General features: G+C 59.2%; 6 protein-coding genes. 1 reads left to right on the top strand and 5 read right to left on the bottom strand.

Going from position 1 to position 14,237, the window contains the following annotated elements:
* Window positions 1–88: 88 nt before the first annotated feature.
* The 3 genes from fusA to rpsL all read right to left on the bottom strand — a co-directional run bounded on the left by fusA (window position 89) and on the right by rpsL (window position 3,320).
* Window positions 89–2,191 carry an elongation factor G gene (gene fusA / locus FAY22_RS20580; protein ID WP_146332635.1) on the bottom strand — a complete coding sequence of 701 codons (2,103 nt, stop codon included), beginning with the start codon at window positions 2,189–2,191 and terminating at the stop codon, window positions 89–91.
* A gap of 122 nt (window positions 2,192–2,313) precedes the next feature.
* Window positions 2,314–2,784 carry a 30S ribosomal protein S7 gene (gene rpsG / locus FAY22_RS20575; protein ID WP_040039176.1) on the bottom strand — a complete coding sequence of 157 codons (471 nt, stop codon included), beginning with the start codon at window positions 2,782–2,784 and terminating at the stop codon, window positions 2,314–2,316.
* A 146-nt stretch (window positions 2,785–2,930) separates the two neighbouring features.
* On the bottom strand, window positions 2,931–3,320 hold the full coding sequence (rpsL, locus tag FAY22_RS20570) for a 30S ribosomal protein S12 (RefSeq protein ID WP_146332633.1): 390 nt from the start codon (window positions 3,318–3,320) through the stop codon (window positions 2,931–2,933).
* 395 nt (window positions 3,321–3,715) lie between these two features.
* Here rpsL and FAY22_RS20565 point away from each other — a divergent pair, with 395 nt between their 5' ends.
* On the top strand, window positions 3,716–5,578 hold the full coding sequence (locus FAY22_RS20565) for a phosphoethanolamine transferase (protein ID WP_146332631.1): 1,863 nt from the start codon (window positions 3,716–3,718) through the stop codon (window positions 5,576–5,578).
* A gap of 80 nt (window positions 5,579–5,658) precedes the next feature.
* Here the strand turns inward: FAY22_RS20565 and rpoC are convergent, their stop codons facing one another.
* On the bottom strand, window positions 5,659–9,900 hold the full coding sequence (rpoC, locus tag FAY22_RS20560; RefSeq protein ID WP_146332629.1) for a DNA-directed RNA polymerase subunit beta': 4,242 nt from the start codon (window positions 9,898–9,900) through the stop codon (window positions 5,659–5,661).
* Between the two features lie 201 nt (window positions 9,901–10,101).
* Window positions 10,102–14,208, bottom strand: coding sequence for a DNA-directed RNA polymerase subunit beta (rpoB, locus tag FAY22_RS20555; protein ID WP_146332627.1), 4,107 nt, complete (start codon window positions 14,206–14,208; stop codon window positions 10,102–10,104).
* Window positions 14,209–14,237 lie beyond the last annotated feature (29 nt).

Genomic DNA, 14,237 nt, shown 5'->3' with positions numbered 1-14,237 from the left:
AATTTCCTTCAAAAAGAACGATTTGTGTAAATTGTGATGACTCACGAAAGCCGGTTGCAATCTGTCTTGATTACAACCAGCCCTCGTATTACTTGCCCTTGGCAGTGATAACTGCGTCGGCAACGTTTTTCGGCGCTTCCGAGTAGTGCTTGAACTCCATCGTGTACGTCGCACGACCTTGAGTCAGCGAACGCAGCGTGGTGGAGTAGCCAAACATTTCCGACAGCGGAACTTCGGCGCGAACGATCTTGCCGCCGCCCGGAATGTCGTCCATGCCCTGGATCATGCCGCGACGGGACGACAAGTCACCCATCACGTCGCCCATCTTCTCCTCCGGCGTCTCGACTTCCACGGCCATCATCGGCTCGAGCAGAACCGGGTTAGCCTTGCGGCAGCCTTCCTTGAATGCCATGGAGCCAGCCATGCGGAACGCGTTTTCGTTCGAGTCCACGTCGTGGTAAGAACCGAAGAACAGCGTAACCTTCACGTCCACCACCGGATAACCCGCCATCACGCCGGTCGGCAGCGTGTCGATAATGCCCTTTTCGACTGCCGGAATATATTCACGCGGAACCACGCCGCCCTTGATCGCATCGACGAATTCGAAGCCCTTGCCCGGTTCTTGCGGCTCGATCTTCAGAACCACGTGACCGTACTGACCGCGACCACCCGACTGCTTGACGAACTTACCTTCGGCTTCTTCGCAAGTCTTGCGAATCGTTTCGCGGTAGGCCACCTGCGGCTTGCCGACGGTCGCTTCCACGCCAAATTCACGCTTCATACGATCGACGATAATTTCCAGGTGCAGCTCGCCCATACCGGAAATAATGGTCTGACCGGATTCTTCGTCGGTCTTCACGCGGAACGACGGATCTTCCTGCGACAGGCGGTTCAGTGCCAGACCCATCTTTTCTTGGTCAGCCTTGGTCTTCGGCTCGACAGCCTGCGAAATCACCGGCTCCGGGAACACCATGCGCTCAAGCGTAATGATGGATTCCGGATCGCACAGCGTTTCGCCGGTGGTTGCTTCTTTCAGGCCCACGGCAGCGGCGATGTCGCCTGCGCGCACTTCCTTGATTTCTTCGCGCTGGTTGGCGTGCATCTGCAGCAGACGGCCGATACGCTCCTTCTTGCCCTTCACCGGGTTGTACACGGTGTCGCCCGAATTCACCACGCCGGAATAGACGCGGAAGAAAATCAGCTGGCCGACGAACGGGTCGGTCATGATCTTGAATGCAAGTGCGGAGAACTTCTCGTTGTCATCGGCCTTGCGCTCAGCCGGCTGTTCGTTCTGGTCGAGCCCCTTGACCGGCGGGATGTCGGTCGGTGCCGGCAGGTATTCGATCACGGCGTCGAGCATGGCCTGCACGCCCTTATTCTTGAACGCGGTGCCGCACATCATCGGGACGATTTCGCCGGCGATGGTGCGCTGGCGGATCGCCTTCTTGATCTCGGCTTCGGACAGATCGCCTTCTTCCAGGTACTTGTTCATCAGCTCTTCGCTGGATTCGGCCGCAGCCTCGACCAGCTTCTCACGCCATTCGTTGCAAGTCGCCTGCAGATCGGCCGGAATGTCGCGGTAGTCGAACTTCATGCCCTGGGACGCGTCATCCCAGTAGATCGCCTTCATCTTCACCAGGTCGACCACGCCTTCGAAGTTTTCTTCGGCGCCGATCGGCACTTGCACCGGAATCGGGTTAGCCTTCAGGCGAGCGCGCATCTGCTCGTAGACCTTGAAGAAGTTCGCGCCGGTACGGTCCATCTTGTTGACGAACGCCAGACGCGGCACGCCGTACTTGTTAGCCTGACGCCACACGGTTTCGGATTGCGGCTGCACGCCACCCACTGCGCAATAGACCATGCAAGCACCGTCCAGCACGCGCATGGAACGCTCCACCTCGATAGTGAAGTCAACGTGACCAGGGGTGTCGATGATGTTGATGCGGTGCTCGGGGAAGTTGTTCGCCATGCCCTTCCAGAAGCAGGTCGTCGCAGCGGAGGTAATGGTGATGCCGCGCTCTTGTTCCTGCTCCATCCAGTCCATGGTCGCCGCACCGTCGTGCACTTCGCCGATCTTGTGATTAACACCGGTGTAGTACAGGATACGCTCGGTAGTGGTGGTCTTGCCGGCATCGATGTGAGCGGAGATACCGATATTGCGGTAGCGCTCGATGGGGGTCTTGCGAGCCATATTCAATCCTAAGTCTTTAATGGTCGAAAACCGAGCGCCGCTTTTTCAAGAGATGCGCCCGGTTTCGACCGATTTACATTGCTGAACCTTCAACGATGCGAAGGCCACGATTCAAACTACTATTAGAAACGGAAGTGGGAGAACGCCTTGTTGGCTTCTGCCATACGGTGCACTTCGTCACGCTTCTTCATCGCACCGCCGCGGCCTTCAGCCGCTTCCATCAACTCGCCGCCCAGACGCTGCGGCATGGACTTCTCGCTGCGCTTGTTGGCAGCTTCGCGCAGCCAGCGCATGGACAATGCCATGCGGCGCACCGGACGCACTTCCACCGGCACCTGGTAGTTGGCACCGCCGACGCGGCGGGACTTCACTTCAACCATCGGCTTGCAGTTGTTGATAGCAGCAGTGAACACTTCCAGCGGATCCTTGCCGGACTTGGCCTTGATGTGGTCAAACGCACCGTAAATGATGTTCTCGGCGACCGATTTTTTACCGGACAGCATCAGGACGTTGACGAACTTTGCTACTTCAACATTGCCGAACTTCGGATCCGGCAGAATTTCCCGTTTCGGGACTTCACGACGACGTGGCATTTCGATTCCTTTCACTCTTCAGTTGAGCTGCGGCGCTGAGTGTTGTTGCCGCCCGCTCGCGGACACCCCTACCGAGCATCCACTTACTCGACCCGTTCGGGGCCGACACCTACTCCGCACAGTGAAGCACCCTGCGGAACACTTGATTACTTCTTGGCTGCACCAGCCTTCGCACGCTTGGCACCGTACTTCGAACGGGCCTGCTTACGATCCTTGACGCCCTGGGTATCCAGCGCGCCGCGCACCATGTGGTAACGCACACCCGGCAAGTCCTTCACACGGCCGCCGCGGATCAGCACGACGCTGTGCTCCTGCAGGTTGTGGCCTTCACCGCCGATGTACGAAATGACTTCGAAACCGTTGGTCAGGCGCACCTTGGCGACCTTACGCAGCGCCGAGTTCGGCTTCTTCGGAGTCGTGGTGTACACGCGGGTGCAAACGCCGCGCTTCTGCGGGCTGTTTTCCAGCGCCGGAGACTTGCTCTTCACAGCAGCGGAAACCCGCGGCTTGCGAATCAGTTGATTAATGGTTGGCATCGGTCTAAATCCAACAAAAACTACGTTAATAAAAATACGGCCCCGGAAGCGTCTGCCCGGAACCAGGAGGGAAAGTCTTTGCGCAATCTGCGCGTTCGATTCAAAACCAAAGGAAAAGCGTTGCGAAAGGCGGGGAAATCTGACCAAAGAACGCTTAAGCCCTGGAGAGCCTAAAATCGAGAACTCGCGAGTATAGCTTCGTTAACAGTCCTCGTCAACCAGCCTAGGCGATACGGTTCAAAATTGCAACCCTGGCGGCTTTCTCCAAGCGTGCCTCAATGTGAGTGCACACTTTCATAGGGGGTAATTGGGTGCCAAGGTGCATTGAGACGTGGCGATAGCGCCTTTCCAAGCGTAAAGTTATACATTGCACTTGGAAATCTTTTTCTCGAATAATGCGCGCTCCACCGCCCGTTCCTGTCACGCGCCGGCTGCTTCGCCCAGCCCATCTGTTCGTCGCATTGACCTATCTGATTTTATCGGCTGCGCCGTTCTTACCCCTGCTATTTGGTCGCGGCGTACCGAATGCCGCGCCTATCCTGGGAATGGAGCTGGGCGCCTGGATCGCGGTATGGGCCCTGTTCGCACGCCCTGCGCGGTTTCACTGGCTGCTGCTTCCTAGCTTTTTCGTCCTGCCGCTCGAGCTGTATCTGAACATGTACTACAACCAGGGCGTGTCGACACATCACCTCGGTATCATCGCAGAGACCAGCCCGAAGGAAGCGCTGGAATTTCTTGGCAATAAGGTCTGGCTTCTCGGCGCGACGCTGATCGGTGTGAGCGCGTGGTGGCTGGCGAGCTGGAAAGCCGCACGGCAGGCGCGGGAACTCGACTGGCGCGGACCATCACGCTGGGTAATGCTCGTTCTGCTGGCTTGCGGACTTGGCATCTGGCTCTACCAGCAGGAATATGGCATTGAAAAGGCGATCGCCTCCGCCAACGCCGACAACAGCGACGACGATGAGGAAGACAACCAAGCGGCCAAACCTGTCGTCGCGGCGAGCGCCAGCGACGCCTCATGGCAGCCGCCGAAGCTGCCGGCGTGGGCCGGAATTCCATTTTCGGTGTCTGCGTTCGGCGCAACCCGCCCCTTCGGGCTGGTCGTGGTGGGGAGCGATTTCTGGAAGGAGCGCAAATACCTGGGCGAACTCGCACATAAGAGCATGCTGTTCAAGTTCGGCGCACAGCAATCAGGCAAGTTGGACATTCCCCAAGTGGTCGTGATGGTGATCGGTGAATCATCGCGCTATGACCGCTGGAGCCTGAATGGCTATGCCCGCGACACCAACCCGCTGCTGAGGAAGGAAGCCAATCTGGTCAGCCTGTCGAACGTTATTACCTCGGTCTCGGCAACGCGCCTGTCGGTGCCCGTCCTCGTTTCACGCAAGCCGGCAATGCAAAGCCTGCAGGCCGGCTTTTCCGAGAAGTCGTTCCTGACCGCATTCAAGGAAGCCGGATTCAAGACATACTGGCTGTCGAATCAGATGTCGTTCGGGCAGTTTGATACGCCCATCTCGGTATTTGCGAAAGAAGCCGATGTCACGCGGTTTCTGAATATCGGCGGCTTCACCAACAACTCCAGCCTTGATGAAATCCTGCTTGACCCGCTCAAGGCGGCGATCGGCGACCCGGCGCGCAAGAAGCTGATCGTGCTGCACACGCTTGGCAGTCACTGGAACTACAGCCATCGCTATCCGAAAGCCTATGACAAATGGCAGCCTTCGCTGTTCGGCGTGGAGAATCCCGCTTACACCGACCTGGCGATGAAGACCCAGTTAAACAACAGTTACGACAACTCCATCCTGTACACCGACTGGTTCCTGTCGCAAGTCATCGATACGCTCAAGACCTCCAAGCTCATGACGACCATGATGTATGTCGCGGACCACGGCCAAACGCTGTACGACGGCACCTGCAAGCTGGCCTTTCACGGTCACAACACGCAATTCGAATTCCATGTGCCGGCGCTGGTTTGGTATTCCGACCTTTATCGCCTGACCCATCCGGCGAAGGTCACCCAGCTACAGAAAAACAAGCGCGCCAAACTGGCTACCGAAAACATCTTTCACTCGCTGCTCGACATGGCGGATATCCATTACGGCACGGAGCAGCTGGAATGGAGCTTCCTCAACAGGAAGTTCAAGACGCACAAGCGCTATGTGGACAGCTACGGCTGGAGCGACTATGACAACGCCACCTTCCAGGGAGATTGCCGGGAGGTGATCGACAAAGGTACGCCACTGGCGCAATTGAAGTAGGCCCGCCGCACCACAAATCCGGAGCACATAAAAAAACGGCACCGAGAATTCGGTGCCGTTTTTCATCAGGTAGACAGCAATCAGGCTTCGCCGCCGCCCTGTTCGTCGTTGACTTCCGTCGTGGCGGCAGCTTCGGCTTCGGCAGCGCGAGCCGCTTCCTCAGCTTGCAACAGCGCGCTGCGCTCCTCGGCTTCCCACGTTTCCTTTTCCTTGCGGGCACGGTGATAAGCCAGACCAGTACCTGCCGGGATCAGGCGGCCAACGATCACGTTTTCCTTCAGGCCGCGCAGGCCGTCCTGTTTGCCCATGATCGCGGCTTCGGTCAGCACGCGGGTGGTTTCCTGGAACGACGCAGCCGAAATGAACGAATCGGTCGACAGCGATGCCTTGGTAATACCGAGCAGTACGTTTTCGTACGTTGCCGGGCGCTTGTTCTCGGCAATGACGCGATCGTTTTCGTCCAGCAGCTCGGAGCGCTCCACCTGCTCGCCCGGGATGTAGGACGTATCGCCCGCATCGACCACCTGCACGCGACGCAGCATCTGACGCACGATCACTTCAATGTGCTTGTCGTTGATCTTCACGCCCTGCAGACGGTACACGTCCTGCACTTCGTCGACGATGTAGCGTGCCAGCGCTTCGATACCCAGCAAGCGCAGGATGTCCTGCGGATCGGCCGGGCCGTCCACGATCATCTCGCCCTTGTTCACCACCTGGCCGTCGTGCACCAGCACTTGCTTGTCCTTGGTGATCAAGAACTCGTGCTTGTTGCCTTCCATATCGGTGATTTCCAGACGCTGCTTGCCCTTGGTTTCCTTACCAAACGCAACCGTACCGGTAACCTCCGCCAGCATGCCGGCATCCTTCGGCGAGCGTGCCTCGAACAACTCGGCCACGCGCGGCAGACCGCCGGTAATGTCACGGGTCTTCTGCGATTCGGTCGGGATACGTGCGAGCACTTCACCGACCGACACTTGCTGACCGTCTTTCACCGTGATCAGCGCGCCGACCTGGAAGCCGATCGTCACTGCGTGTTCGGTGCCGGCGATCTTGACTTCCTCGCCCTTCTCGTTCAGCAGTTTCACCTGCGGGCGCACCACCTTGGTGGACGGGCCGCGGCGCTTCGCATCGATGACCACCAGCGTTGCCAGACCGGTCACTTCGTCGATCTGCTTGGCCACCGTCACGCCTTCCTCGACGTTCTCGAACTTCACGGTACCAGCGTACTCGGTGATGATCGGACGGGTCAGCGGATCCCACGTCGCCAATGCAGTGCCAGCCTTGATCACCAAACCGTCCTTGACCAGCAGGGTCGCGCCGTATGGCACCTTGTGACGCTCGCGCTCGCGGCCGTGGTCGTCGGTGATCAGCACTTCGCCGGAACGGGAAATGACGATCTGCTCGCCCTTGCCGTTGGTGACGTAACGCATGGTCGCGGTAAAGCGGACCGTGCCGTTCGACTTGGCTTCCACGCTCGACGCCACCGCCGCACGCGATGCCGCACCACCGATGTGGAAGGTACGCATCGTGAGCTGGGTGCCCGGTTCGCCGATCGACTGCGCGGCAACCACGCCGACTGCTTCGCCGGCGTTGACCAGCATGCCGCGGCCGAGATCACGGCCATAGCACTTGGCGCACAGGCCGTAGCGGGTATCACATGTCAGCGGTGTACGGACCTTCACTTCGTCGATGCCGAGGCGCTCGATTTCTTCGACTGCATCTTCATCGAGCAGCGTACCGGCTTCGAACAGGGTCGACTGGTCTTCCGGATTGACGACATCAGTCGCGGCAACGCGGCCGAGGATACGGTCGCGCAGCGCTTCGATCACTTCACCGCCTTCGACCAGCGCCTTCATGGAAGCGCCGTTGGAGGTGCCGCAATCGTCTTCAATCACAACGAGATCCTGGGTCACGTCGACCAGACGACGGGTCAGGTAACCGGAGTTCGCGGTCTTCAGCGCGGTATCGGCCAGACCCTTACGGGCGCCGTGGGTCGAGATGAAGTACTGCAGAACGTTCAGGCCTTCGCGGAAGTTCGCGGTAATCGGCGTCTCGATAATCGAGCCATCCGGCTTCGCCATCAGGCCGCGCATACCGGCCAGCTGACGGATCTGGGCTGCGGAACCACGGGCGCCGGAGTCGGCCATCATGTAAATCGCGTTGAACGATTCCTGCGTGGTCTTGGTGCCGTCGCGCTTGACGACGTCCTCGACCTTCAGCTGGTCCATCATCGCCTTGCCGACTTCGTCGCCGGCCTTGCCCCAGATGTCCACCACCTTGTTGTAGCGCTCGCCCGCGGTCACCAGACCGGAAGCGTACTGCTGCTCGATCTGCTTCACCTCGTGTTCGGCTTGCGCGATGATGGTGTGCTTTTGCGGCGGCACCAGCATGTCGTCCACGCAGATCGAAATACCTGCGCGGGTCGCGAGGCGGAAGCCCGACTGCATCAGCTGGTCGGCGAACACCACGGTGGCGCGCAGGCCGCACTTGCGGAACGACGTGTTGATCAGCTTCGAGATTTCCTTCTTCTTCAGCGCGCGGTTCAGCACGGTGAACGGCAAGCCTTTCGGCAGGATCTCCGACAGGATGGCGCGGCCGACGGTGGTTTCGTAGCGCTTGATGGTCTTCACGAATTCGCCAGTCGCCGGATCCTTCGGATACTCGGTGATGCGCACCGTGATACGGGTGGTCAGCTCGACTTCCTTGTTGTCGTATGCGCGGATCACTTCCGACACGTCCGGGAACATCATGCCTTCATTCTTGCCGTTGATCTTCTCGCGGGTGGCGTAGTACAGACCAAGCACGATATCCTGCGACGGCACAATCGACGGTTCGCCGTTGGACGGGAACAGCACGTTGTTGGACGCCAGCATCAGGGTGCGAGCTTCCATCTGCGCTTCGATCGACAGCGGAACGTGGACAGCCATCTGGTCGCCGTCGAAGTCGGCGTTGAACGCCGCGCAAACCAGCGGGTGCAGCTGGATCGCCTTACCCTCGATCAGCACCGGCTCGAACGCCTGGATACCGAGACGGTGCAGCGTCGGCGCACGATTGAGCATCACCGGATGTTCGCGGATGACTTCTTCCAGGATGTCCCACACCACGGGTTCCTGAATTTCAACCAGCTTTTTCGCGGCCTTGATGGTGGTTGCCAGTCCCATCAGCTCCAGCTTGTTGAAGATGAAGGGCTTGAACAGTTCCAGCGCCATCAATTTCGGCAGACCGCACTGATGCAGTTTCAGTTGCGGACCGACCACGATCACCGAACGGCCGGAGTAGTCGACGCGCTTACCGAGCAGGTTCTGGCGGAAGCGGCCGCCTTTACCCTTGATCATTTCAGCCAGCGATTTCAGCGGACGCTTGTTAGCGCCGGTCATTGCCTTACCGCGACGGCCGTTATCCAGCAGCGAGTCAACCGCTTCCTGCAGCATGCGCTTTTCGTTACGCGTAATGATTTCCGGAGCGCGCAATTCCATCAGGCGCTTCAGGCGGTTATTACGGTTAATCACACGGCGATACAAGTCGTTCAGGTCGGAGGTCGCAAAGCGGCCGCCGTCCAGCGGAACCAGCGGACGCAGTTCCGGCGGCAGCACCGGCAGCACTTCCATGATCATCCAGTCCGGCTTGATGCCGGAACGCTGGAATGCCTCGAGCACTTTCAGGCGCTTTGCGTACTTCTTGATCTTGGCTTCGGACTTGGAATCCTTCAGTTCCTGACGCAGCGTTTCCACTTCGCGATCGATGTCGATCGAACGCAGCAGCTCGCGGATGCCTTCGGCGCCCATGTGCGCAACGAAGTCGTCGCCGTACTCTTCGTACTTGGCGGCGTAATCGTCTTCCGACATGATCTGGCACTTCTTCAGCGGCGTCATGCCCGGATCGGTCACGACGTAGGCTTCGAAGTACAACACGCGCTCGATATCGCGCAACGTCATGTCGAGCACCATGCCCAGACGCGACGGCAGCGACTTCAGGAACCAGATGTGGGCGACCGGCGAGGCCAGTTCGATGTGGCCCATGCGCTCGCGGCGCACTTTGGCCAGCGTGACTTCTACGCCGCACTTTTCGCAGATGACGCCACGGTGCTTCAGGCGCTTGTACTTGCCGCACAAGCACTCGTAATCCTTGATCGGGCCAAAGATCTTGGCGCAGAACAGGCCGTCACGTTCCGGCTTGAAGGTACGGTAGTTGATGGTCTCCGGCTTCTTGACTTCGCCGTAGGACCAGGAACGGATTTTCTCGGGCGATGCGAGGCCGATCTTAATCGCATCGAATTGTTCGCTTTGCTGAACTTGCTTGAATAGATCGAGCAGTGCTTTCATTTCTATCACTCCAGTTAGGCGTGAATGACGCTTGGCTGCGCGTGCATACGCTGAATCGCTTTTACCCTGTTCGCATCGCCGGGAGAGCCCTTCGCCATGTGGCGAGAGTTCCGGCGATACCGGGAGCGGTCACCGCATCCCCACGCTGCCGAATACTGTGTGCCCGCCGGTCGGCTATGCAACCGGCGGGGCTTTCCTTCCTTAATCCCTCTCGAGATCGATATCGATGCCAAGCGAGCGAATTTCCTTCACCAGCACGTTGAAGGATTCCGGCATGCCTGCGTCGATGACGTGATCGCCCTTGACCAGGTTCTCGTACACCTTGGTACGGCCGGTCACGTCGTCCGACTTCACCGTCAGCATTTCCTGCAGCACGTAGGACGCGCCGTAGGCTTCCAGCGCCCAGACTTCCATCTCGCCGAAACGCTGGCCGCCGAACTGCGCCTTGCCGCCCAACGGCTGCTGGGTCACCAGCGAGTACGGGCCGGTCGAACGCGCGTGCATCTTGTCGTCGACCAGGTGGTGCAGCTTAAGCACGTGCATGTAGCCGACCGTGACGGTGCGTTCGAACGCTTCGCCGGTACGGCCGTCGTACATCGTGACCTGGTTCTTCGACGGCGTCATGCCGAGCTTCTTGGCGATGTCGTCCGGGTAAGCGAGGTCGAGCATACGGCGGATTTCTTCCTCATGCGCACCGTCGAACACCGGTGTCGCGAACGGCACACCATGCTTCAGGTTGTTCGCCAGAGACAGGATCTCTTCATCGGTGAAATTATCGAGGTCTTCCTGCTTGCCGGACTCGTTGTAAATGGTCTTCAGGAACTGACGCAGTTCGGCTGCCTTGGCTTGCACCTGCAGCATTTCGCCAATACGCAGGCCCAAGCCCTTCGATGCCCAACCCAGGTGTACTTCCAGCACCTGACCGACGTTCATACGGGACGGCACGCCCAGCGGATTCAGCACGATGTCGGCCGGCGTACCATCCGCCATGTACGGCATGTCTTCCACCGGCACGATACGCGAGACCACACCCTTGTTACCGTGGCGGCCTGCCATCTTGTCGCCAGGCTGCAGGCGGCGCTTCACCGCGAGGTAGACCTTGACCATCTTCTGCACGCCCGGCGGCAGTTCGTCGCCTTGGGTGAGCTTCTTGCGCTTCTCTTCGAACGCGAGGTCGAACTGGTGGCGCTTCTCAGCGATCGATTCCTTGATCGCTTCCAGGGCTGCCGCCACGTCGTCCTCTGCCGGACGGATGTCGAACCAGTGGTACTTGTCCAGATCGTCCAGGTATTCCTTGGTGATCTTCGCGCCCTTGGCCAGCTTCTTCGGACCACCGTTGACGACCTTACCGATCAACATCTTCTCCAGACGCTGGAATGCATCGCCTTCCACGATACGCAACTGGTCGTTCAGGTCGAGACGGTAGCGCTTCAGTTCGTCGTCGATGATCTGCTGCGCGCGCTTGTCGCGTGCGATGCCTTCACGGGTAAACACCTGTACGTCGATCACGGTACCGACCATGCCGGACGGTACGCGCAGCGAAGTATCCTTCACATCGGAGGCCTTCTCGCCGAAGATCGCGCGCAGCAGCTTCTCTTCCGGCGTCAGCTGGGTTTCACCCTTCGGCGTCACCTTACCAACCAGTACGTCGCCGGCTTCGACTTCCGCACCGATATACACGATGCCGGATTCGTCCAGACGCGCGAGCTGGTTCTCTGCCAGGTTGGAAATATCGCGTGTGATTTCTTCCGCGCCCAGCTTGGTGTCGCGTGCCACGACCGACAACTCTTCGATGTGGATCGAAGTATAACGATCGTCCGCAACAACACGCTCCGAGATCAGGATCGAGTCCTCGAAGTTGTAGCCGTTCCACGGCATGAACGCCACCAGCATGTTCTGGCCGAGCGCCAGTTCGCCCAGGTCAGTCGATGCGCCATCGGCGATGACGTCACGCCTGGACACGCGGTCGCCAACCTTGACGATCGGACGCTGGTTGATGTTGGTGTTCTGGTTGGAACGGGTGTACTTGATCAGATTGTAGATATCAACACCGACTTCGCCTGCGGCGGCTTCATCGTCGTTCACACGAATCACGATACGGCCCGCGTCGACGTAATCGACCACGCCGCCGCGCAACGCCTGCACCGTAGTGCCGGAATCGACCGCCACGGTACGCTCGATACCGGTACCGACAAAGGCCTTTTCCGGCCGCAAGCAAGGAACCGCCTGACGCTGCATGTTTGCGCCCATCAACGCACGGTTCGCATCATCGTGCTCGAGGAACGGAATCAGCGATGCAGCCACCGACACCACCTGGCCCGGTGCCACGTCCATGTACTGCACGCGCTCCGGCGACACCAGGATCGTTTCGCCTGCCTGACGCGCGGACACCAGTTCGTCCGACAACTTGCCTTCCTTGTCGATGGTCGCGTTCGCCTGAGCGATCACATAACGACCTTCTTCGATGGCGGACAAATAGTCGATCTGGTTCGTGACGCCGCTGTTATCGACCTTGCGGTACGGCGTCTCGAGGAAGCCGTACTCGTTCAGGCGCGCATACAGCGCCAGCGAGTTGATCAGGCCGATGTTCGGACCTTCCGGCGTTTCGATCGGGCACACGCGACCGTAGTGGGTCGGATGCACGTCGCGCACTTCGAAGCCAGCGCGCTCACGAGTCAGACCGCCCGGGCCCAGTGCCGACACGCGGCGCTTGTGGGTGATTTCCGACAGCGGGTTAGTCTGGTCCATGAACTGCGACAACTGAGACGAACCGAAGAACTCGCGAATCGCAGCCGAGATCGGCTTGGAGTTGATCAGGTCATGCGGCATCAGGTTTTCGGTTTCAGCCTGGCCCAGACGCTCCTTCACGGCACGCTCAACACGCACGAGGCCGGCGCGGAACTGATTTTCCGCCAGCTCGCCGACGCAGCGCACGCGACGATTACCGAGGTGATCGATATCGTCCACTTCGCCACGGCCATTGCGCAATTCGACCAGGATCTTGATCACAGCCAGGATGTCTTCGTTCGACAGCGTCATGGCGCCCGTCAGTTCGTCGCGGCCGATACGGCGATTGAACTTCATGCGGCCAACCGCGGACAAATCGTAACGTTCTTCGCTGTAGAACAGACCGTTGAACAGCGCCTCCACCGACTCCTCGGTCGGCGGCTCGCCGGGGCGCATCATGCGGTAGATTGCCACGCGCGCCGCCATCTGGTCAGCGGTGTCATCCATGCGCAGCGTCTGCGAAATGTAGGCGCCCTGATCCAGGTCGTTGGTATACAACGTCTGAATGTCGGCAACGCCCGCTTCGCGCAGGCGGCCGATCAGTTCTTCGGTCAGCTCGTCATTGGCGTTGGCAATCACTTCGCCGGTTTCAGCGTCGACCACGTTCTTCGCCAGTACGCGGCCGATCAGATAGTCTTCCGGCACGGAGATATGCTTGATGCCGGCTGCGTCGATTTCGCGCACATGCTTGGCGTTGATACGCTTGTCTTTCGCGACGATGACCTTGCCCGACTTGTCGGTGATATCGAAGCGCGCCACTTCACCGCGCAAGCGCTCGGCGACGAATTCCATCTCACCGCCATCGGCGCGCAACGTGAAGTTGTCAAAGACGAAGAAGTTCGCCAGGATCTGCTCCGGCGTCATGCCGATGGCCTTCAGCAGGATCGTGACCGGCATCTTGCGACGACGGTCGACGCGGAAGAACAGGATGTCCTTCGGATCGAATTCGAAATCGAGCCAGGAGCCGCGGTACGGAATGATACGGGCGGAGAACAGCAGCTTGCCGGACGAATGCGTCTTGCCGCGGTCGTGCTCGAAGAATACGCCCGGCGAACGGTGCAACTGCGACACGATCACGCGCTCGGTACCGTTGATCACGAACGAACCGTTGGTCGTCATGAGCGGCAGTTCGCCCATGTAGACTTCCTGCTCTTTCATTTCTTTCACGACCGGCTTGGTCGGCGATTCCTTGTCCAGAATGACCAGGCGCACCTTCGCGCGCAGCGGCGACGCAAAGGTCAGCCCGCGCTGTTGGCACTCCTTCACGTCGAACGGCGGGTCACCCAACACATAAGACAGAAACTCTAGCCGCGCAAATCCATTGTGCGATACGATTGGGAAAATCGAGGTGAAGGCGGATTGCAGACCTTCATTCTTGCGTTGAGATGCAGCTTTATCGGCCTGCAGGAAGCTCGTATACGACTCGAGCTGGGTCGCCAGCAGGAACGGAACGTTGTGAACGTTAGCGCGCTTCGCGAACGACTTGCGAATGCGCTTCTTCTCAGTGAATGAGTAGTGCATGGACACTCCGTGAGTGACAGGAAGGATGG

The organism is Noviherbaspirillum sp. UKPF54, from assembly GCF_007874125.1.
Taxonomy (GTDB): domain Bacteria; phylum Pseudomonadota; class Gammaproteobacteria; order Burkholderiales; family Burkholderiaceae_D; genus Noviherbaspirillum.
Note: the sequence above shows the minus strand (reverse complement) of the source record. Positions and strands in the feature narration are given on the sequence as shown.